The sequence below is a fragment of the Bacillus sp. XT-2 genome (assembly GCF_025696525.1).
In the GTDB taxonomy this organism is placed as follows: domain Bacteria; phylum Bacillota; class Bacilli; order Bacillales; family Bacillaceae; genus Bacillus; species Bacillus halotolerans.
The window spans coordinates 524,417-546,722 of sequence record NZ_JAHVOC010000002.1 but is presented as its reverse complement, the minus strand read 5'-3'; the positions used below and the strand labels follow the sequence as shown (position 1 = coordinate 546,722).

General features: G+C 41.1%; 16 protein-coding genes. 2 read left to right on the top strand and 14 right to left on the bottom strand.

Annotation, left to right across the window (positions count from 1 at the left end):
- Positions 1-20: 20 nt before the first annotated feature.
- The 8 genes from tuaE to KXD37_RS08805 form a co-directional block, all read right to left on the bottom strand.
- Complete coding sequence (gene tuaE / locus KXD37_RS08840; RefSeq protein ID WP_255002066.1) at positions 21-1,487, bottom strand: teichuronic acid biosynthesis protein TuaE; 1,467 nt, start codon at positions 1,485-1,487, stop codon at positions 21-23.
- Positions 1,488-1,571: 84 nt separating this feature from the next.
- Positions 1,572-2,957 (bottom strand): UDP-glucose 6-dehydrogenase TuaD, encoded by a 1,386-nt coding sequence (gene tuaD, locus KXD37_RS08835; RefSeq protein ID WP_024123037.1) that lies wholly within the window; start codon positions 2,955-2,957, stop codon positions 1,572-1,574.
- Positions 2,958-3,018: 61 nt separating this feature from the next.
- On the bottom strand, positions 3,019-4,188 hold the full coding sequence (gene tuaC / locus KXD37_RS08830) for a teichuronic acid biosynthesis protein TuaC (protein WP_106019642.1): 1,170 nt from the start codon (positions 4,186-4,188) through the stop codon (positions 3,019-3,021).
- Positions 4,185-5,636, bottom strand: a complete 1,452-nt coding sequence (gene tuaB, locus KXD37_RS08825; RefSeq protein WP_106019941.1) for a teichuronic acid biosynthesis protein TuaB — start codon at positions 5,634-5,636, stop codon at positions 4,185-4,187. Before tuaB ends, tuaC begins: the two co-directional genes overlap by 4 nt.
- 49 nt (positions 5,637-5,685) lie before the next feature.
- Complete coding sequence (locus KXD37_RS08820; protein ID WP_024123040.1) at positions 5,686-6,342, bottom strand: sugar transferase; 657 nt, start codon at positions 6,340-6,342, stop codon at positions 5,686-5,688.
- Between the two features lie 223 nt (positions 6,343-6,565).
- Positions 6,566-8,053 (bottom strand): N-acetylmuramoyl-L-alanine amidase, encoded by a 1,488-nt coding sequence (locus KXD37_RS08815; protein ID WP_105954026.1) that lies wholly within the window; start codon positions 8,051-8,053, stop codon positions 6,566-6,568.
- Between the two features lie 89 nt (positions 8,054-8,142).
- Positions 8,143-10,296, bottom strand: a complete 2,154-nt coding sequence (locus tag KXD37_RS08810) for a SpoIID/LytB domain-containing protein (RefSeq protein ID WP_151174556.1) — start codon at positions 10,294-10,296, stop codon at positions 8,143-8,145.
- A 27-nt stretch (positions 10,297-10,323) separates the two neighbouring features.
- On the bottom strand, positions 10,324-10,647 hold the full coding sequence (locus tag KXD37_RS08805; RefSeq protein WP_105954028.1) for a hypothetical protein: 324 nt from the start codon (positions 10,645-10,647) through the stop codon (positions 10,324-10,326).
- A gap of 214 nt (positions 10,648-10,861) precedes the next feature.
- Here KXD37_RS08805 and KXD37_RS08800 point away from each other — a divergent pair, with 214 nt between their 5' ends.
- On the top strand, positions 10,862-11,782 hold the full coding sequence (locus KXD37_RS08800; RefSeq protein ID WP_059353638.1) for a LytR family transcriptional regulator: 921 nt from the start codon (positions 10,862-10,864) through the stop codon (positions 11,780-11,782).
- Between the two features lie 40 nt (positions 11,783-11,822).
- On the opposite strand, the gene wecB is transcribed toward KXD37_RS08800, so the two are convergent.
- The 4 genes from wecB to KXD37_RS08780 form a co-directional block, all read right to left on the bottom strand.
- Positions 11,823-12,965 carry a non-hydrolyzing UDP-N-acetylglucosamine 2-epimerase gene (gene wecB, locus KXD37_RS08795; RefSeq protein ID WP_151174557.1) on the bottom strand — a complete coding sequence of 381 codons (1,143 nt, stop codon included), beginning with the start codon at positions 12,963-12,965 and terminating at the stop codon, positions 11,823-11,825.
- Positions 12,966-12,987: 22 nt separating this feature from the next.
- A complete protein-coding gene (locus KXD37_RS08790; protein ID WP_106019646.1) occupies positions 12,988-14,898 on the bottom strand; it encodes a glycosyltransferase in 1,911 nt (636 codons plus the stop codon).
- Between the two features lie 115 nt (positions 14,899-15,013).
- On the bottom strand, positions 15,014-16,537 hold the full coding sequence (locus KXD37_RS08785; RefSeq protein WP_106019647.1) for a glycosyltransferase: 1,524 nt from the start codon (positions 16,535-16,537) through the stop codon (positions 15,014-15,016).
- A gap of 38 nt (positions 16,538-16,575) precedes the next feature.
- Positions 16,576-18,591 carry a glycosyltransferase gene (locus KXD37_RS08780; protein WP_106019648.1) on the bottom strand — a complete coding sequence of 672 codons (2,016 nt, stop codon included), beginning with the start codon at positions 18,589-18,591 and terminating at the stop codon, positions 16,576-16,578.
- Between the two features lie 314 nt (positions 18,592-18,905).
- On the opposite strand from KXD37_RS08780, the gene galU reads away from it, so the two are divergent.
- Positions 18,906-19,784, top strand: coding sequence for a UTP--glucose-1-phosphate uridylyltransferase GalU (gene galU / locus KXD37_RS08775; protein WP_044159515.1), 879 nt, complete (start codon positions 18,906-18,908; stop codon positions 19,782-19,784).
- Positions 19,785-19,822: 38 nt separating this feature from the next.
- On the opposite strand, the gene tagH is transcribed toward galU, so the two are convergent.
- Entirely contained in the window at positions 19,823-21,406 is a 1,584-nt protein-coding gene (gene tagH / locus KXD37_RS08770; RefSeq protein ID WP_106019649.1) for a teichoic acids export ABC transporter ATP-binding subunit TagH, read from the bottom strand.
- 19 nt (positions 21,407-21,425) lie between these two features.
- A complete protein-coding gene (gene tagG, locus KXD37_RS08765) occupies positions 21,426-22,253 on the bottom strand; it encodes a teichoic acids export ABC transporter permease subunit TagG (RefSeq protein WP_059353643.1) in 828 nt (275 codons plus the stop codon).
- Positions 22,254-22,306 lie beyond the last annotated feature (53 nt).

Below are 22,306 nucleotides of genomic sequence, written 5' to 3'. Positions count from 1 at the left end.
CCTGCTTTTTTGTAGTCTGTTTACCGGTATATGGGCTCAAGCTGCTGCCTGGATCGCCTTAAGACATTCACCGCGGCGATGACGAGCGCCAGAAATACCCAATGGAAAAATAAATTTGAGACAGAGCTTGGGCTGATGCTGGATACCAGAAAACTGACCATAGCTGTGATGAGCCCTTCTGTGATCAGTCTTGACTGATTTTCCATTTTTCTTTCATAAAACTTGTAAAGCACCCATATCAGGTATAAATAAATGGCCAGATAGCCGAGCATGATAAGCAAGCCGAAGTTTGCCAGAATCTCTACCAGCCAATTGTGCACCTCTGTCACATTATCAGTATCATATAAAGCATGATGCTCAAGATAATAAGACACATTTCCTGCGCCCACTCCGAATCCGTATGAGTCAAGGAAGAAGTGCCATGCGTTTTTTAACAGATTGGCCCTGGCCACATTGGACGGGAGTGTCTCTTGGAATGAATGAGACGTCTGAGGAGCCAGAAACAGCTTCCAAAACACTGCGAAAATCCGGCTGGCAAAAAGAGCCGCAAAGACCGCAATTCCTGCTGCCGACAGCCAAATAGCGATTTTTTTCAGAACAGGCGGCAAGACAATAAAAATGTAGACGGCTATTCCCGCAAAAACGCCCAGCAGGCTGGCTCTGGAACCAGTCGCAAAGATTAAATACAATGCACCAAGCGAGAGCACAAGGCCAATTCCCTTTAAGTAACCGTTCTTTATGTTTTTCACCATTGCGATGTAAAAAAAGAAACTGATCGACAAAAATGTCGCAAAATCATTTTGATTAAAAAAGACTGAGGTCGGATAATGCTGCTTATATTCCGGTCCGCTGTACAAAGTCGAACTCGGGAGATGATGATGCGTGATATGATTGTAAAAACCGATGATCATCAGAAATACCGTCATCACCAGCCAGATGGAATAAATAATCATCAGACGTTCCATTTTTTGCACATACATCACAATAAGATAAATAAAAAATATCCCCATCGCCAGCAGGGCTAAATATTTCAGACCGTCTGTAACTGATTTGGCCCATAGCAAGGAAATAAGGCCATATAAAAACCAAAAGGCGAAAAAGAGCAAAATTCCTTTTACTTGCAGCCCGTTCCACCTTTCAATATGTGTTCGGCTCCGCAGTACCCCCACAAGATGGAGGCAGCCGGCTGCGATGAGCAAAAGCCGATAAAGAAACAAACTAAAGAATCCAAGATGAATCGCGAAAAAAGCATTATTTAAAAAAGTGCAGGCAATCAAAATATAGATGACGGCCATAAACAGCTGTTCTTTTGTTGTAAATGATGCTGCAAGCGTCAGCGCAAACAGGCCGATAGCCAATACAGCGAGAACGGCAGCCATCTGCGTAAGACCTGTATCTGTGCGGATGGCTCCCAGCAATAGGACGATCCCCAATATGACAGCGGCCAGTAACGCAAGCGTATGAACCGCTGAACGTTTGATACTCACATGCTTAACCCCTTTCCTGATGTTTCAGGAGCCGGCGGCCGAGCCTAAGCAGCCGGCACTTCAAACAAGTAACCCTTTTTCTTTTTATAAATTGACACTCCCCAAATCCTTAGCCAGTTCTTCCATTGGCAAAGCCGGAAAGTAGCGGTCGGAAGGTTCTGTTCCCCGAACCGCAGGACGGCCGATGGAGTGATAAATGTATCCCGCAGCCTGCATTTCTTCGAGTGAAAATATATTTCTGCCATCGATGATGATTGGCTGTTTTAAAAGCATTTTTGCTTTTACAAGCTCCATTTCTTTTACTTCCGGCCAATCGGTCAAAATAAGGCATGCGTCGGTTCCCTCCATCGCAGCATACACATCTGTGTAATACTCGGTCTGGTCGCCAAGGACTGCTGATGCCTCCGGAATGGCAATCGGATCATATGCTTTCACTTGTGCGCCCAGCTGCTGCAGCATTGGAATGATATCGAGAGCTGGAGCGGACCTCACATCGTTTGTATTCGGTTTGAAGGCCAATCCGAGCACGGAAATTGTTCTCCCTTTTATGCTTCCCATCACAGTTAAGAGCTTATCTACAATGTGAACGCGCTGCTTTTCATTTGTCTCAATGACGGCTTCTATGAGCTTAAATGGATATCCGGCCGTTTTGGCAATTTGAAGCAGTGCGGTTGTATCCTTAGGAAAGCAGGAGCCGCCAAACCCAATACCCGCTTTCAAGAACTTTCTGCCGATCCGGCTGTCGAGCCCGACGCCGTCAGCAACTTTTGAGACGTCCGCGCCGACTCGCTCGCAAATGTTCGCGATATCGTTAATAAACGAAATCTTTGTAGCCAAAAATGCATTTGCAGCATATTTAATCATCTCTGCACTTTCTAAATTCGTTTTAATAACAGGAGCATGAAAAGGCTGATGCAGTTCCTCTATGATGGAAGCGGCTTTATGACTGGTTGATCCAATGACGGCACGCTCCATATTCATCGTGTCATGAATCGCTGAGCCCTCCCGAAGAAATTCAGGGTTGGATACAACATCAAAGGAGCATCTTCCCTTCGAAGCTTTTTGAACGATAGATTGAACCAGTTTTCCGGTACCGACTGGGACTGTGCTTTTATTGACAATGATTTTGTAGCCGGTGAGATGTTCACCGATCGTTTTCGCAGCCGCTTTGACGTACGTTAAATCAGCTTCGCCTGTTTTAGACATCGGGGTTCCGACTGCAATATAAATAATGTCTGAAGCCCGAATGGCAGACGGAATATCGTTAGTAAAAGACAGACGCTGTTCTAATACATTTTTTTCAACTAAATCTGCAAGTCCTGGTTCATAGATTGGGATTACTCCATTTTTCAGACTTCTGATTTTTGATTCGTTGATATCACAGCAAATCACTTTATTTCCGATTTCCGCAAAGCAGGTGCCTGATACGAGTCCTACATATCCTGTTCCAATGACAGCAATTTTTTTCACAGCCCTCATCCCTCTCCTGTAAATTCATGTTCCTATTTATATTGGTCGCAGTTACTTACGATTAAACAGGTGTTTTCAGAACCATCTGATACTGATCATGCAGCGCTCTGGCATTTTTCCCGGCGTCATATTGAGTGTGAATGATTTGATATAATTCATCTGCCACATCCGGCTGCCATATTTGATCTTGTGCGTATAAAGAGATCGTGTTTGCTAAGGCTTGAGCTGATTTCGGTTCAATCAGCAAATCCCGGTGCTTTCCGAATAATGAAGCCACTCCACCGACATCTGTACAGATGACAGGGACCCGCAGTGCCAGCGCCTCGATCACAACTGTCGGCATTCCTTCGCTATAAGAAGGGAGCACAAACATATCTGCGGCGAGCAAATACTCTCTCACCCTGTGATTCGGCACTTGGCCTGTTACAATATGTCCCTTTTGCATCAGCAAAGATTTTGCGGGGCCGTCTCCCACAAAAACAGCTCGAGGCGCTTCCTCCATCATCTCAATGGCTTCTGACAATTCAAAAATGCCTTTTTCCTTAACGAGCCTGCCCACATAGACAGCAAGGCGCTGGTCAAGCGGGAGCCCGAGGTTTTTTCTGATTTCTTCTTTTGTCTGATCATTTTCCTGAAAACGGCTGAGCTGTATGCCGATCGGCAAAACCGTACTGTCAAAGCCAGAAAGTTTTTTGGTTTCTTCCTGAAGCTTTTCGCTGACTGCAAGAACTGCGGATGCGGAACCAACCGCAGTTTTGAAGGCTTTAAACGCGCCTTTGCTGTAGTGAGGATAGACATTCACATCACTGCCATGCAAAGTCAAAATATACGGAATCCCGATTGTCTTTGACACGACTGCCGCAGCCCCGCCCGACGGCATAGCAAAGTGCGCATGGATCAGATCAGGGTTCAAATCATGCTGTTTAATGGTTTTTAAAACAGCTGCCCCAATGCGCCGGTGTGGCTGAGCCCATTTCAGCTGCCCGGGAACAGCGGGATAGAAAGGCCGGTAAACCGGGATTCCTTTTCGTATCTCATATTCTGGTCTGGGATCCTTTTTTCGGTATGCCTTTTTCAGCATACGGACAGGCGCAGGGTGAAAAGGTCTTGGGCATATCACGGTGATATCCAGCCCGAGCTTCAGCAGCTCTTGCACCTGTGTTTCATGAAACACACCCTCGCCGGGTTTCAGACTGCTTGGATATACGCTTGTGATCCACAAAATCTTCATGACAAACGTCCTTTTCTTAGTAGTTTGCTTTTCATCTGGGGGTACGCTTTACCCAAAAGAAAGAGATAGCAGAGCGCCCCGGCCGCCACCGAAATTGCCAGCCTCATTTCCGCCTGCATGCTGAAGCGTTCTGTTCCTAAACTCGCGCCGAACGCGACAACGGCCATACCCGCTGTGATCAGAAACGGCTTCATAACGGCTTTAAAATAAGCTGAAAGATTGAGCTTAATGACATATGCCAGCAGCCAGCGACCGATTAGAAAATTGAAAACGCTGATGACGGCATATACCCAAGCGACAGTCAGAAGATTTCCCGTCTGAACAGCTGCAAACAGCGACAAACCATACAGCAGCATGACGCCGGAGTCCCAATAAAAAGCCAAATCCGCTCTTCCTTTAGCAAGAAGCACAGAACCATTCGGATTCATCAGCACCCTGAGTATCCCGACGATGGCAAGAACATTCAGAACAGGGACAGCAGCAAGCCATTTTTCTCCGAAAACAGCTGCGATAAAGGCGTCTGATACGGATACGAGCCCGATTAACAGCGGGAACGATACAAGCGCAAGCATTTTTGTCATATTCAGAAAGCCTTCTCTGATCACGCTGTTTTCGTATTTGTTTTTGGCGAAAATGGGAAACGCGACCCGCGTCACAATCGGATTAATTTTCAAAACCGGAATGGTGACAATCTGGTAGGCAAGATTATAAATGCCCAGCGCTTCGGCACCGATAAACCGGCCGATTAAGATCATATCGATGTTCGCTCCCAGCCTGTTCACAAGACGGGATGAAAGCTGAAAGGCTCCAAAGGAGAAGAACTCCTTCATTCCCCTTAGATCAAAAACAAAGGATGGGCGCCATTTTTTTTGGTATATAGCCCAGAATAAAATCCCTTTACTGGACTGCAGCAGCACCTGAGAAACCACGTACGCCAAAATCGCATCCGTCATAAAAACCGCTATCGCTAAATATCCGAAGGACAATACATTTGAAAAAATCTCTATTTTGCTTAACGTATTAAATTGCAGCTCCTTCTGCAGCATATACTGGTACTGCTGTCCGATCGGAGCTATCAAAAACATAATCCCCAAAATCCTGATGAGAAACACTAGCTCTTCTCTTTGATAAAATCCCGCAATGACGGGACTGCACACATATAAAAGCACAAACAGCAAAATGCCGGTCATAATGTTCAGCCAATACAATGTTGACAGCTGGCGCTCCGTGGCGTCATCTCTTTGAATTAACGCGGCGCCAAATCCCATATCAAGCACAATCTGGGCGAATATTGTAACCGTTGTGATCATGCCGACGAGTCCAAATTCCGTTAAGGTCATCATATTTCCAAGCAAGGCAAACTGAACGATTTGAATGATTGTAATACAGATTGTTGAAACACTTGTCCACTTTGCGCCGCTCATGATTTGTTTTGTAATACTTGGCATCATATTCCCTACTTCTTTTTAAGCTCAGTTTGATGGCGAATGCAGATGTTTATCTTGCACCATCACCTGTCAAGACTACTTTACAAGTTTTTAACATAATTTTTAATTCCAACATGAAAGTCAGATTGCGAATGTAATATAAATCAAATATAAGCTTTTCCTTCGGCGTCATGTCGTAACCGCCGTTCACCTGCGCCCAGCCGCTCAATCCCGGTTTGACAGCCAGACGCTGTGTAAACCCCGGAATCTCATTCTGGAACTTTTCCGTAAACACTGGACGTTCCGGGCGAGGTCCAATCATGCTCATATCGCCTTTCAGCACATTAAACAGCTGAGGAAGCTCGTCAATTCGCGTTCTTCTGATAAATGCTCCAATTCGTGTCACCCGCGGATCCTGCTTCTGCGCCCAAACCGCCCCAGACTTCTCGGCATCTATTTTCATGGAACGAAGCTTATAAAGCTTAAAAGGTTTCCCGCCTTTTCCTACACGCTCCTGCGTATAGATGGCAGGCCCCGGCGTCTCCAAACAAATCAATATTGAAAATACCGCAATCATTGGCAGCGCAACTACCAATCCAATCAGCGCAAACCAAATATCCATCACGCGCTTTACTGCCAAATAACGAGCCGTTTTTTCTGATAATGCAAATGATGCTTGTTGCACTGAGAATTCGCGACTCACATTCATGCTTTTTTCTGCACCCACTGACACACACCTCACGATTTGTTTGGGATGTTATGATGACCTATGCCAGTCAGTTTAGCAGACGGATGTTAATTGGTTGTAAATGGATTGTTAATGTTTATTTGAATGTTTTGACTTTTGTTTCTTTATTGTAAATCTATTTATTTCCACGTTTAGAGAAGTCTATAATAAATAAATGCACAAAAAAACAGATTAGTCTGCTGACTAATCTGTTTGCTTATTTCTAATAATAGCCGATAATTCCCTCATATATCGCTTGCGCTGCTTTTTCTTGGTATAAAGCACTCTTTAACTTACTAGCGTCATTTGCATTTGATATGAATGCCAGCTCCACTAAACTGCTTGGCATCGTCGACTCTCTGATCACATGGAAGTTTCCGATTTTCACGCCGCGGTTTTGAGTATTCAGCGCTTTATAGAGCCGGTTTTGTATTTCTGTCGCAAGGCGTTTACTGTTGTCTGACTCATACTTTGTATAATAGTATGTTTCTGTTCCAGTAGCAGCCGGGCTCGCTGAATTGGAGTGAATACTTACAAACAGGTTTGCATTGTTGCTTTTGGCTTTTGCAACACGTTCAGAAAGCTCTAAGAATACATCCGTTGATCTGGCCATAATCGGTATAGCTCCGCCTTTAGAAAGTTTGCTGTTTACGAGCTTTGCAACGGCAAGGTTAACGTCTTTCTCCTTTAATCCGTTCCCGACCGCTCCGCTGTCGTATCCTCCGTGTCCAGCATCTACAAATACCTTTTTACCTACCATTACATTTTTCAGCTGGTTGACAACATTTGTTGTAACTGAAATGGTTCCCCCAAGTACAGTGAACGTATTCTTGCTATTTGACCCAATGGCTGCTCTTGTAGCAGTCGGCAGTGAACCGGCATCCGTAAATAACATCGGACGATTTTGCTTGGCCGCCAGGACAGAACCCGCTAAAGCATCGGCATATGTATAGCCATTGCTGACAAAAGCGGCTTTTGATGAAGAATAATACTTTTTCGCTATGTTTGCAGCGACCTCGAAACGGCTGTTTCCGCCGATTCTTGTTGGAGAAGGAAGCTGGCTGTAAACACTTTTTGAGACACTGATTTCACCACCGACCACAATAGTCGATGACGTTCCTTTACTGCTCATCGCATTTTTTGTCGGTGTCGGGATTGAGCTTGCCGTTGTTAACAAAATCGGAATTCCGTTGCGTGCAGCATAAGAACCGATTGCCAGACTGTCAGCATATGCCGTTCCATTGGCGATGACTGCTTTAGAATTTGAAGACAATTTCTTAGAGATGTTTTGGGCAACCTCATAGCGGCTTCTTCCGCCAATACGTTCCACTGTGGAAACACCCAGGTTTTTCATTTCATTTACAACATTGTTGGAAACACTGATCGTTCCGCCAATTACGATGACCTTGCTCGGTTTGAGCTGGCTGATTCTGTTTTTAGTCGGCGCAGTCAGTTTAGATGATTCAGTTAATAGGATAGGAGCATTGTATTTATAAGCCAGAGGAGCTGCAGTTAATACATCGGCATAGGCTGTTCCGTTCGCCACAACAACTGTGCCCGCGCTGCTCCAGCCTTGTTTTGAAACATTCACAGCAACTTCATATCTGCTTGCCCCATCCAGTCTTGTGACAGAATTGGCCGCAAAAGCATTTGGTACAAACAACACGACTCCCAATATCAGGATTGGTATGCTTTTAAGAAAGATCCGCAAAGATAGTCCCTCCAAAGATTGATAATGATTCAAACATCAAATAACGAACGAAGGAGGCAGCAGCGCCTCCCTGAACTTCTATCAATCTATTAATAGTTTGATAGAATCGTTCCCGGATAGTAAAAACTTAAAATCGTTGTATATGATTGCCCGGCAGCAGCTCTGGCATTGGCCCCGTACTGACTCATGCCTATACCGTGTCCGTAACCTTTACCGCTAATGATAAAAGCACTTGTATTGCTTGAGACAGACGCATATGTACTCTTCATATTTGAAGCGCCAAGCATTGTTCTAAGCTGTGTCGTCGGTACAGAAATTGTCGCTGTTTTTTCACTCAAACTTCCATTCGAAAGGATGTAACCATTTGATTTCTCTTTTGCGAAATATGAAAATGTTACATCTGCTGTTTCCGGACGCTGGCCGGCTGTTTTTGCCGTGCTGAATTTCACACTGGAAATTTTCGTGATTTTGATAGACTCGGCACTGCTGTATTTATTTTTAATAAACCAGCTTTTCAAACCGCTTAAATAGGCAGAGTTTGTTTCATTTTTAGAGGTCCACCACGATCCCGGGCTTTTCAGATTCAGACTGCTTTTATCAAGCTGGGTTTTGTTTAATGACAGGGACCAGCTGATTTGCGGGTCGTACGTATCTTTTTTGGCGATTAAATAAGGAAGCTGGCTGCTCCAGACCTCGCTACTCGCTTCTGTATATCCGCCGTTACTTGATGAATACGTAGCTGAAATCAAATTCCCATTGTATTTCAAGACTTTTCCTCTTGTGGATTCTACCACTTCAGAAGTCTTCGAATTCCAGTCATAGCCGCCGTATACCTGAAAAGCAGTAGTATCCTTCACTTCTTTTCCGGCCGAGCTGATGGAATAGGTTCTCGCTGCGACAGCTTGAGCCTTTAGCGCCTCTTTCTGCCAGCTTGCCGGCATTTCGTGCGGAACAACACCCTTTAAATAATCCTCAAAAGGGATATCCACGTTGATCGGGCGAACGTACTTGCCGGACTCAATCGTAAATTTCATGTTTCCGAGATACGGCGTTCCATTCAAGCTAATAGAATTTGTTGTTGCGTATTTTTTAGGCTTTGCGGTAAAAGAAGTACCTAAAGTTTTAATGGCAGTGCTGTTTTTATAGAGTACTAGGTTCCCGCCGGACAATTTAACTGAATACCCTGTCCCCGCAAAGGTATCAGCCAGGTTATTTTTCAGCGAATCACTGATGGAGATGCTTCCTCCAAGCAGAGCAAATGACTGTGTCCCTTTTTCCGCCACTACATCAGCGACTGGTGACGGCAGGCTGCCGGATTCAACAAGCAATAAAGGACTTCCCTGCTTTGCTGCAAGCACAGACCCCGTCAATGCATCCGCAAAGGTTTGGCCGTTCGACAAGAAAACCTTTGTTGCTTTCATATTTAATTCTTTTACGATATTGGAAGATACTTGATAACGGGAAACCCCGCCAATCCGTTTCACAGTCGCTTGTTTTTTTAATGTCGTTTCCACGCCAGTGCTGACACTCAACGGACCGCCGACGATTGTAACCTTGCTCGGAATTTTATAGTCGCTGCGGATGTTATTGTCTCCCGCAAGTAATATCGGATAACCGTTCATTGCAGCATATGGCGCAATTGACAGGGCGTCTGTAAAGACCATGCCGGTTGCCACTACAGCTTGACTGTAATTCCCCATGCGGTCGGCGATGTTTTTAGAAACCTCATAACGGGTAGCCCCGCCAATCCGATCAATAGAACCATATTTTTTCAATGTGTTTTCTACATTTTTAGAAACGCTTATTGTCCCGCCAATAATGAGGATATTATCAGGGTTTAATTTCGCAATTTCGCTTTCTGTTTTAGGTGTTAAAGAATTCGCATCTGTTAACAGAATCGGAGCATCGTATTTTTTAGCCAGCGGTGTTGCTGAGAGCGCATCCGCAAAGGCATCTCGGTTCACAATGACTACAGTTGTAGGGTTTGTCCAGCCCGCTGAAGCAACATTATTGGCAACATCAAAACGAGTAGCTCCCCCATACCGCTCTGTATCTGCAATTCTTGAACCAGAGATCTCATAACCGCCTGTTATATCCACATCCAGACTTGACTTACTGCCTACATAATTACTCAGCTTTACCGAAATGGTTTTATCAGCGGCTTTTGCAGACTGCATAAATGCCGGACATGCAAAAGCCGCTGCAGTGACTGACGATAGAAGCAAAAGCTTCATTTTTTTCAAAACATGTAAACCCCCTAAGAAGTTAAATTACTTCGTCTCTAAATCTTTAAGCTCTAGGACGCCATTTGTTCCTTTAGTATATTTGACAACAACTTTTTGTCCTTCTGAAATGCTGTTCATTTTGTCCTGAAGGTCTGAACCAACCTGAATCGAAGTTTCTTTACCATCAATAGTGACTGCAATCGTATGGCTGTCTGCTAAACCGGCAAACGTGCCTTCCTTCGTTACAGTCTCTTCAGCAGCCGAATCCTGGCTTTCTGAATTTGTCTCTGAACCTGTTTTGTTCTCAGCTGTGCCACAGGCAGATAAAAGAAGCAGCATTGAGAACATTAAAATAGCGATTTTTTTCATTCCTATATCACCTCTCCTCTTTTTATCGACAATTTTAAGCTTATTTTAAGATTTCTTTCAAAACAACGAAAATTTTTTGCGGATTTTCTTAAATTACCGAAACATTTGTTACAAGCCGTCGTCTATTGTAAAGAACCAGACAAATTTTAGTTGTTTTCAAATATTAAGAAACTTATAATCGAACTAGATTACAAAAAAGTGAGGACATTATTTTATGAGAGTTGAAAAAAGAAAGAAAAAGAGAAAGGTTTTACTTGTCATTTTAACCATACTGGCAGTGTTCGTCCTCTGTACAGGCGGTTATGCATACTACTTATGGCATAAAGCCGCTTCAACTGTGGCAAGTATTCATGAAAGTATTGATAAATCCAAAAAGAGGGATACAGAGGTTAATATCAATAAAAAAGACCCGTTTTCTGTTTTAATTATGGGGGTGGATGAACGTTCCGGCGATAAAGGACGCGCCGACACGCTCATTTATATGACCGTTAACCCAAAAACGAACACCACAGATATGGTCAGTATTCCCCGTGATACGTATACAAAAATTATCGGAAAAGGCACGATGGATAAAATCAACCATTCGTACGCATATGGCGGCACACAAATGACAGTTGACACGGTTGAGAACTTCCTCGATGTTCCGGTCGATTATTTTGTAAAAGTCAACATGGAAAGCTTTAGAGACGTGGTTGATACACTCGGCGGCATCACAGTTAACAGCACATTTGCGTTCAGCTATGACGGTTATTCATTCGGCAAAGGAGAAATCACACTGAACGGAAAAGAAGCATTAGCGTATACACGAATGAGAAAAGAAGATCCAAGAGGAGATTTCGGACGTCAGGACCGTCAGCGCCAAGTGATCGAAGGAATCATTAACAAAGGGGCAAATATTTCTTCCGTTACAAAGTTTGGAGATATGTTTAAGGTCGTTGAAAATAATGTGAAAACCAATTTGACGTTTGATAATATGTGGGATATCCAGTCCGATTACAAAGGCGCCCGAAAACATATCAAGCAGCACGAACTGAAAGGCGAAGGCACAAGAATCAATGACGTCTATTACTATAAAGCAGATGAGAGCGAGCTAGCTGACATCACAAATGAACTGAAAGAAAGCTTAGAAAGCTAAAACAAAAAGAAGCTTCGCACCTATGTGCAAAGCTTCTTTTTTATTTACCCGTAAAAGAGTCCGGATGTTCATTCCGATATTCGTAGTGAAACAGCAATTCCTCTACAATCCGGCGGGAAGCCTGTCCATCACCATACGGATTTGAAGCATAGGACATTTTCTGATACTCATCGGCGTCAGTTAAGAGCTCTTTTGCAAGCTGATAAATGTTCTCCTCATTTGTCCCTGCAAGTTTAAGCGTCCCTGCTTCCACTCCTTCAGGGCGCTCCGTCGTATCACGAAGCACAAGAACCGGTTTCCCGAGCGATGGCGCTTCTTCCTGCACTCCGCCGGAATCAGTCAAAATGAAATGGGATTTTGCCGCAAAGTTATGGAAGTCAATCACTTCTAAAGGCTCAATCAGATGCACTCTGTCAGAGTCGCCAAAATGCTTTTGAGCCGCTTCCCGGACAACAGGGTTAAGGTGCACAGGGTAAACAACCTGTACATCATTATATTCCTCTACAATTCTGCGGATGGCCTTAAACATGTTTTCCATCGGCTCACCTAAGTTTTCACGGCGATGAGCGGTCAGCAAAATCATCTTATCCTCACCAACCTGGTCAAGGACAGGGTGTGAATAACCTTCCCTAACTGTTGTGCGAAGCGCGTCAATCGCTGTATTGCCCGTTACAAAAATAGAATCGGCCTTTTTGTTTTCTTTTAACAAGTTGTCTCTTGCCTGTCCTGTCGGTGCAAAATGCAAATCAGCAATAGCACCGGTCATTTGTCGGTTGAGCTCTTCCGGAAACGGAGAATATTTATTGCCTGTGCGAAGACCGGCCTCCACATGCCCGACAGCAATTTGATGATAAAACGCGGCAAGGCTTCCGGCAAATGTCGTCGTCGTATCACCGTGGACAAGCACAATATCAGGCTTGATGTCTTTAAACAGCTCGTCCAATTTCACAAGTGCATTTGACGTAATTTCTGCCAGCGTCTGCCGCTCCTTCATAATGTTCAAATCGAAATCAGGCTTAATCCGAAACGCTTCAAGCACCTGATCCAGCATTTGTCTGTGCTGGGCAGTCACCGTTACATAGGACTCTATTTCAGGGTATTTTTTTAATTCAAGCACGAGCGGCGCCATCTTTATCGCTTCCGGCCTGGTTCCGAAGACGGTCATGATTTTTAGTTTTTTCATAATTGTCACCTGGTTTCTTTGTTTAACGGGCTGTTAGATAGAATTTGGATTGGTCTGAGATGATTACATAATCAACTTTCTTTTTCAGCTTAAAGAAAAGCAATTTCTTTTCCACTTCCCCAGAACAAAAGAAAGCGGAGTAACGTTTATCAAGCGGCTTTAATAATGTCTGATATGAATTGATAAAGATTTTCATATATCCATGCTTCATCTCACCTGGTTGAAATTTATGCTGAATATGACGACGTTTAACTTTGATTATCGTTCTGTTTTCATCAATTACTATTTCTTTGACCGGCACCAAAAATTCCTGATGATCTACTTCAAACAATAGTTTAGAACTTGAAGGGAAAAACAGCTGTTGATTTGGAAAATCAATCGCCAGCAGTTTGTTGCAATCTTCTTTTGTAAATTCAACTTGAAGAGCTCCTTGCCTTTTTAACTCTAATGACAAATTGTCATAGTGCTTCGTAAAATATGGCCGCATGCTATACGCATATAGACCGTTATTACCGACATATTTAGCATGATTTCCATAAGGGTAGGGATTTCTATTGTGTCCTATTCGAGCACGCTTTGTATATCCATTAATTGATGATTCAATAAAGAAATCCCAAATCCCGATATCTGCTTTATCTTTTGCCATATCATTAAAAGGAAAAGAAAAAACAAAATGAGACCCCTCTGTTTTTGTGGGAATAAATCTTTTCTCTTCCTTACTTTTGCGATGAACCCATACTCCCACTAATCTTTGTTCATCTGATTGATTCTTGAGCGCCGAATGATAAATGGAGCCGCTAATGACGAAGTACTCTTGCTGAATTTTCATTTCATTCACGAAATGAATAAGTGTATTTTTATAATTCATAACAAGAGCTTCTTTAGAAAGATTATATTTCCAGACACTTGGGTAATTTACAATGATGTTCTTACCTTCAACTTGGGCAAACTTATGAATATTAGCTTCTTCTTGTTCTAGCTGTTTAAAACCATAAAAATCATTTTTTCTTATAAAGAATAATCTTAATCTTATGTGATTCAATAAAAGGTTATCTATACAAGGTAAAATATTTTTTTGTATAAATAAATGTAAATGGTGCATCCAATTTTTTTGTTCTTCTTCACTTTCAATAACAGAAGTAAAATCTGTTGTTCTGGAAAATTGAAAATGACGGTTTAGAAATTTAGCAGTTAATTGCTTTTTTCTTTCTTCACTCAGACTGCTTTTTTTAATAATACTAATGATCGCTTCCATAGCTCCGTAATAATCTTTCGGTGGCACATAGGCAAACGTCATATGATTTCCTTCTCGTGATACAGCATAATAATAGTTATAATCAGCTAATACAGAAATAGTCTGAGCATGAACATAAGCATTCATGACAAATACCTGATCTTCTGTTGCTTGAATATCAGAAGGAAATGTAATATTGTTCTCTCTCAGCATAGAAACTCGAAAAAGTTTAGTCGGTCCCATAGAGTAAACAAGATTGGAATCGACAAGATCTACATTGGGATTCGTTTCTTTAAAGATAGAGACAGGAACAGGTCTTCCGTTAACCCCTTTCATTTTTCCAAGAACAATATCGGAATGGTTTTCCTCCGCATAATTATACAGTCTTTCAAGTGCTTCCTCACCCAAATAATCATCAGAATCAACAAAGAAAATATACTTACCTTTTGCAACATCTATTGCTTGATTTCTCGGTTTCCCAGGTCCGCCAGAATTCTCAGTTCTTTCAATCACTTTAACGTGAGTATATTGCCGGCCGTATTCTTTAAGGACCTCTGCTGTTCTATCTGTTGATTTATCATCTATACAAATAATCTCGTATTCATTATCAGCTAGAGACTGGTTGACTAAACTTTCAATACAACGGCCAATAAAAGGTTCTGAATTATAACATGGGACTGCTACAGATATTTTTAACATCATCTATCATCCTTACAAGTTCATATACTTAGCTGTCTTATTTCTATGATAACATGTTCTTTGGCATAATGAACTCATATGGAGAACAAATCACTGCAGTATCTGGCCGGAACTATTAGCCAATATGCTCAAATACTTGCTCCCATCTCTCGATTAGCCGGTCTTGACTGTAAAGAGATTCAATGGTATTTTTCCCATTCTCACCAAATTCAAGTGCTTTTTGAGGATGTTCATACAAATAAATGATGCTCTCTGCCAATTGCTCTACATTCCCGTATTCAACGATTAATCCGGCACTATTTTGTGCAATCAATTCTCTTGGACTGTATTTGACGTCAAAACTGATAACCGGTGTTCCACAAGAAAAAGATTCACAAATAGCTAAGCTAAACCCTTCAAATTTAGAAGTTAATAATGTTGCCAATGCCTGTTTATATTGTTTGGCCGGATCTGAAGTATATTCATGAAGTACCACATTAGTTAGCTTTTTCTTTTTGATAAGCTCTTCATATTGAGGTTTATGCGGGCCGCTACCGTAAATATTCAACACGATATTAGGATGTGTTCCTTTTACAATGTCCATTGCTCCAATTGCTTTTTCAATACCTTTCTCCTCATGATACCTAGCAATCATTACAAATTCATTTTCCTTCTTTTCCGTTTTTTCAGGTATATTTAGCTTTCTCGGCGCATGGGGGATAACGAAAATATTATCTTTTGCTTCGAAATCTTTTAGAATATCTTCTTTTTGTTCATGGGTTAATACGATTAATCCATCATAATCTTTTATATGCTCCATTACATACTTATGGTTTTTTCTTACCGGACTGCCCAAGGTATGCGGGAAATCCAGATGATTTGAATGAACACAGTAAAGCCTTTTCGCTATACCCGCTTTCATTGCATTCACTTTTGACGCGCTACCTACTCCATCACAAATAATAATCGGCATATTTTCTTTTTCACAAAGCTGTTCTAACCAAAATGTATGAAAAGCATGATTATCCTTAAATTTTTTCACTTCAGGTGACTGGCGGCTGAATAACGAAATACCTTCGAGTTTTTCTGCATTATACCATTCAGTTAAATAGCAGAATCCATCACGCGCCAAATATCTTATTTGATTAGGTTTACCTGTTTCTGGAGAGAAAATAATTTCTCTATCTACCCATCCATCTTTATCAAATTCTTCTTTCCTGATCTTATATCTATTTTCATTATAGTAGTCGATTGATATCAGATTCTCATTTTCATCCCATTTTTTCTGTTTTATTAACAAGCCCCTTAAGAAATAATCAGCTTCTTTTTTCTGTTCATAATGGGTTGAGTCAACGTTAAAATTCGGTTCATTTACAAGCGAGGAGAGTTGAATATGCTCTTTTAAATCATGAGCAGCTTTAACATCCAGATGCTGATCCTTATAAAATTGATATACGTTTAGAATACGTACATTGGGATGCATTCTTCCCTGCAGTTTAAGCTGCTGTTCGATCTCAGGATAATTATTTTTTTTATCAAGTGTTACTAAGTCAATGTGATACCCCTTCTCTGTCAACACATAAGAGCGGGATAACATTGCACTTGTAATCCCGCCTTTGTCTACATCGATTTCATATAGCAGTGAAAAAATCCTTCTCATTCCCGTTCCTCTCTTTCCGCGGAACTTATCTTTACAAATTATCTTTTAAAAATAGCTAAGCCCGCCGGCTGTTTCACCCGAAAGCTTAAATTATGATAGGTTTCAGTGAAATAAGGCTGAACATGAAAACCTTTCACTTTGTGAGCGGTAAGTTTTTTCAGATCGTCTTTTGAATAGCCGATTCTTTTTTCAAAATAACTGTTATCCCATTCGATCCCTAATGATACATCCAAAACGCCCGATGTACTCACCAAATTCTCCAGATGGAACATACCAGTTACCAATAGACGATTATCATGATCTCTTTCTGCTGTTGCCGCAACCACATCAAATTCTTTCGTATCGCGATTATAGACCTTAAAATATACATGATAATGCTGTAATGATTCAGTTGGAACCTGACCTGTAAATGAGGCAAATCCTTTAACCTGAAATTGATTTTTATCTTCCCAATCGTAGTCAGTTAAATGAAACTCCATATTTGATAAATTATTTCTTAGTGGTTTGTTCTCTATAACTTTGTAAAACATATCTCTCCATCGCTGCATAAACGCCTGTTCACTAAATTTATCAGCGCTTTTATACGCATTTTCACTCATAGCCTTGATCATTTCGGGCTGCTGCAGCAATTCTGCCATTTTTTGACCCAGCTGTTTTATATTTTTGTCCTCTACTAAAAATCCATTTTCGCCATCGTTAATCATATCGCTTGGACCATATTTTAAATCATAAGAAACTACCGGACATCCATTTGCCAAGCTCTCCAGCACTACTAGACCAAAGCCTTCATAATCACTGGACAAAGCCGAGAAAGCGGCTGTTTTAAATTCAGCTTTGGGATTCTCCGTAAATCCTTTTAAAAATACATTCTGATGAAGATTTAATTCTTCAATCAATTTTTGCAGTTCTTTTTCCAATTCACCAAATCCGTAAATCTCAAGACGCGCGTCAGGAACTTGTTTTGCAGTGATTTGAAATGCTTTAATTGCATGGCTGAGATTTTTTTGCTCATGATAACGAGCCAGCATGACCACACGTTTAAGATCTCTATCACTAAAATCCGCTAGCGTATCAGGCTTTTTGTGGGCATGAGGAATCACAAAGTAATTCGAACGGTCGCCGAATCTTTTAACTATATCAGTTTTTTGTTTTTCAGTCAGGAATATTACTGCATCAGGATGGCTCATATTTTCCATAACAGGTCTGTTGCCGAGTCTCAAGACAGAATCATAATGATGTGGAGCTCTCACATGAATATTGTGAGTTAAAAATACTTTATAAATATGAGGATTTTTATAAGCCATTGTAATTGGATCTGTTCCCCGCTCTTCTCCAATAAGAAAAGTTCGTTTTTCTCCTATAATTTGATCTAGAAAATAATGCTGCAATTCCATATTAGATGAAAAGACAGCAAGAAAATCTCCATTTCTGTCAAACAGGTTAACACGCTCCACCTTAACTGATTTCTTATCCTTTGTCATGGTGAGCCATTTGCTCATGTAACAAGTACCATCATTTCGCAAGAACAGTTCCTGTCTTGGCTTGTTATATTCTAAATCCATATATGTAACACGGTGTACATAACCGTCTTGGGTGTACTCTTCACGTTTGGTCCTTTTTCTATTTTCATTAAAATAATCAGCCAAAATCAGGTTTCCGTCATCAGCAAAACGTTTATAATGCACATAAAGTCCATTCTTATAATAACGATAGGCGTTTTTCTCCGGATCCTTATGATGTTTTAACCCATCTTCCTCAACGGGATGTTTGATTGCGGGCAGTTTTTCTTCCTCATCTCCTTTAAAATATTCGTAAATATTAATAATAGAGATATCATCGTTAATTTTTTCTCTTTGCTTTAAACTTGAAATAATATGTTTATAATTTGGATCATAATTAAAGCTAACGACTTTCGTAGGCTGACCAGCATATTCTGAAAATAATCTTCCTCGCTGAAGCATCGCTTCAGTCAGTCCGCCAAATGTTTCCCTCACCGAAGATGTTGTAAAGATATATTGTGCTTCAGGGAGTCTCACATTCATTTTTAAGTCCATGTATTTATCCTCCAATAGTAAAGTCCATTAGTAATATTATATACAATTTAGTTTTGATTACTATCCTTTTTGTTACAGTACTTACATGTATTTTATAAGCAGAATGCCGCTTTAAAATAACACTATCAATTCATCATGATACTTTTCAAGCTTTAAAACGTTCCTGTTATTCCTTGTTTAATTTGGTTTTTTCTTATATGATTAAATATGTTTAACTAAATTGAAAATTGGGTAATCAAGTGAAAAGAAACAAGACTCAGATTGGACAGAATAATCTGAAGGTCAAAATCATAATTAAGGAAGGTGCTTTGAAAGTGAAAAAAGTACGTAAGGCCATAATCCCTGCAGCCGGTCTCGGAACGAGATTTTTGCCGGCTACGAAAGCAATGCCGAAAGAAATGCTTCCTATCGTAGATAAGCCAACCATTCAATACATAATTGAAGAAGCTGTTGAGTCCGGTATTGAGGACATTATTATTGTAACAGGTAAAAGCAAGCGTGCGATTGAGGATCATTTTGATTACTCTCCTGAGCTTGAAAGAAACCTTGAAGAAAAAGGAAAGATTGAGCTCCTTGAAAAAGTGAAAAAATCTTCCAATCTGGCTGACATCCACTACATCCGTCAAAAAGAGCCTAAAGGGCTTGGACATGCTGTGTGGTGCGCGCGTAACTTTATCGGCGATGAACCTTTTGCGGTTCTGCTTGGAGACGATATTGTTCAGGCGGAAAAACCAGGATTGCGCCAGTTAATGGATGAGTATGAAAGGACACTTTCTTCTATTATAGGTGTTCAGCAAGTGCCTGAAGAAGAAACTCACCGCTACGGTATTATCGACCCGCTGACAAGTGAAGGACGCCGTTACCAGGTGAAAAACTTTGTTGAGAAGCCGTCTAAAGGCACAGCACCTTCTAACCTTGCCATCTTAGGCCGTTACGTATTTACGCCTGAGATCTTTATGTACTTAGAGGAGCAGCAGGTTGGCGCAGGCGGAGAAATTCAGCTGACAGACGCCATTCAAAAGCTGAATGAAATTCAAAGAGTGTTTGCTTACGATTTTGAAGGCAAACGCTATGATGTTGGTGAAAAGCTTGGCTTTATCACAACAACTCTTGAATTTGCGATGCAAGATAAAGAACTCCGCGGACAGCTCGTTCCATTCATGGAAAACTTATTAAACAAAGAAGAAATCTAAACAAAAAGGCTATTGGACATTCATCCAATAGCCTTTTCTTATTTCGACATTAAAGTCAACGTATGCTCTTCATTATCAACTGTAAAGATCTGATTTGCTGTATTCACAAGAAAACGATTCTTGCTGCTGTCATACAATACATCACCATCACTTAATGATAATGACGCTGGAGTAATGGGAGAAATGTTGTGAAAGATAAGCTGTGAAGCTTTATTATTTTCCAATACATAGCTGATCTTTTCATAATCAAAATCCAAAGTCTTTCTGCCGTCAGCTGTTTCTCCTTCTGTAAAGCCGTTCAATTTCGATTGAATACTGTCACTGCTGTCTCCGAGGAACTTCAGGAAGTATTCATAGGAAGCTGCTGCGTTTTGCTGGACATGGGGTGTAAAAGCAGAAGCCGGCAATTCCGCCTTCTTCACATCAGTCGCAACAGCATTCTGCTTCACAAAATAAGAATGTCCGTGAAACTTAACCTTTGCTGCTTGTTTACCTTTTGCGCTTACCGTCACTGCAGTACCGAAAGGCAGTGTAACACTGGCCTTCTTTTTCAGATCTTGGTCTTTATAGACTGTCACTTCTTCATCAGCTATAAAGCCTTTTTTATTCATTGCAGTTAGGCTTTCCTCCATCTTGCCCTTTGCATCGCTATGATGATTCTTGACTTCATTCTGCGGAATTGCGCCAAACGAAGCAATCGTTCGAAGCGGGGCATCAAAGAACATCGTGCCCGCAACAAAAACTAACAAGATAGATAAAATCGCAATTTGTACTGCGTTGGCCAGTGATTTTGGCTTTTTCTTCTTTTTGCGGAAACGGGCAAAGGCTTCAGGATCTTCTTTCTTGCGCTCTTCCGTCTGCTCTTTTTTATATGTTTCTTTTTCTTTTTTCGAGAGCTTATTAAACCAGTCAATAAATGCTTTGTACTCTTTCACAACGGTTTTTGTATCATCAAACATCCGAAGTTCGCCGTAATGCATCCAAGCAACGCGGTCACACATTTTCTCAATCTGGCCGATGGAATGGCTGACAAAGAAAATGGTTTTTCCTTGTTTTTTAAACTCATTAATTCTGTCTACACATTTCTGATAAAACGTTTGGTCTCCTACGGAGAGCGCTTCATCAATAATTAAAATATCCGGATCAATATGAACGGAAATCGCGAAACCGAGACGCGATTTCATCCCGCTGGAATAGTTTTTAACCGGCTGATTAATAAAATCGCCAATCTCCGCAAATTCAACGATACTGTCATACATGTCATCAATTTCTTTATTTGTTAGACCCATCATCAAACACTTGAGCCGGACATTGTCCCGACCCGTTAATTGATTATTTAAACCGGCCGCAATCGCAATCAGCGACGGCTGGCCGTTCATTTCAATTTCACCGCTGGTCGGCGGAATAATTTTAGCCAGCAGGTTAGACATGGTCGATTTCCCCGACCCGTTTATCCCTACAAAGCCGATTGTTTCTCCCTCATACACGTCAAAGGAGACATTCCGCACAGCAAAAAAACCATTATCCTTAGCCGGAAAAAACAATCCTTTAATCTTGTCCGATTGTTTTTTATACAAATGATACTGCTTTGAAACATTTCGAAACGAAACTTTTAGTTTCATCGTACAATCTCCTTACGTATTAAAGAAAGTCAACAAACTTGTCTCTGAATTTCATGTGCAGGATAGAACCTACTGTTAATAAAAGAAAAGTGAACAGCCAGAAATACAGCGTGTATTTCATATCTTGGAAAAACCATTTCCCGTCTAAGAAGCTGTTCCGGAATCCTTCTATCAAATAATAAATCGGATTCAGTTTAAGCACAGGCAGAAGGTTCGGATGATTTTTTCCAAGCTGCTCTGATATATTCCAAAAAATCGGAAGCAAGAAGAACAATAATCTGGTAACGGCCTGCAGCAAAAATTGATAATCTCTGACAAGCACACTGATTGTAGAGTTAAACAAACTAAACGAAAACATAAATACAATCATGCAGATTAAATAGTAAATATATTGTATCCAATGCAAGCTTGGGTAAATACCACTTGCTAACAGAACTATGACATAAACACCCATCATCACAAAATAACTAAATAAATTTGAAGCAATCACGACAGATGGCAGCGAACTGATCGGAAAATTCATTTTCGCAACCATATTGATCCGCTTAAACACACTGTTTGATCCATCAAGAATCGTCGGACTAATAAAAAACCATGGAATCAAACCAGCCAGCATCCAAACAATAAAAGGCACTTCTCCGATACCCGTTATAATCGGCTTACTGTTACGAATTCCCATGCCAAATACAAACCAGTACGCCAGCATTTGAATGAGGGGATTTAAAAACTGCCATAATACACCAAGATAATTCATCTGATACTGAGACTTTGTCTCATACGAAGCCAAGCGCAAAATTAAAGGAAACGATGTCACTTGCTCTTTTACGATTCTTACTAATGCATTCATTGTTTATCTTCCTTAGACTTAAATGATTTTTGGGATCTTTCGGTTAAAGAAAT

What these genes read in the sequence shown, in the direction of transcription:
- KXD37_RS08785 (WP_106019647.1), bottom strand. Translation starts at nt 16,537, where the DNA reads ATGAGAAGGATTTTTTCACTGCTATATGAAATCGATGTAGACAAAGGC.
- tuaB (WP_106019941.1), bottom strand. Translation starts at nt 5,636, where the DNA reads ATGCCAAGTATTACAAAACAAATCATGAGCGGCGCAAAGTGGACAAGT.
- wecB (WP_151174557.1), bottom strand. Translation starts at nt 12,965, where the DNA reads ATGAAAAAACTAAAAATCATGACCGTCTTCGGAACCAGGCCGGAAGCG.
- tuaC (WP_106019642.1), bottom strand. Translation starts at nt 4,188, where the DNA reads ATGAAGATTTTGTGGATCACAAGCGTATATCCAAGCAGTCTGAAACCC.
- tagH (WP_106019649.1), bottom strand. Translation starts at nt 21,406, where the DNA reads ATGAAACTAAAAGTTTCGTTTCGAAATGTTTCAAAGCAGTATCATTTG.
- KXD37_RS08790 (WP_106019646.1), bottom strand. Translation starts at nt 14,898, where the DNA reads ATGTTAAAAATATCTGTAGCAGTCCCATGTTATAATTCAGAACCTTTT.
- KXD37_RS08800 (WP_059353638.1), top strand. Translation starts at nt 10,862, where the DNA reads ATGAGAGTTGAAAAAAGAAAGAAAAAGAGAAAGGTTTTACTTGTCATT.
- KXD37_RS08780 (WP_106019648.1), bottom strand. Translation starts at nt 18,591, where the DNA reads ATGGACTTAAAAATGAATGTGAGACTCCCTGAAGCACAATATATCTTT.
- tagG (WP_059353643.1), bottom strand. Translation starts at nt 22,253, where the DNA reads ATGAATGCATTAGTAAGAATCGTAAAAGAGCAAGTGACATCGTTTCCT.
- KXD37_RS08805 (WP_105954028.1), bottom strand. Translation starts at nt 10,647, where the DNA reads ATGAAAAAAATCGCTATTTTAATGTTCTCAATGCTGCTTCTTTTATCT.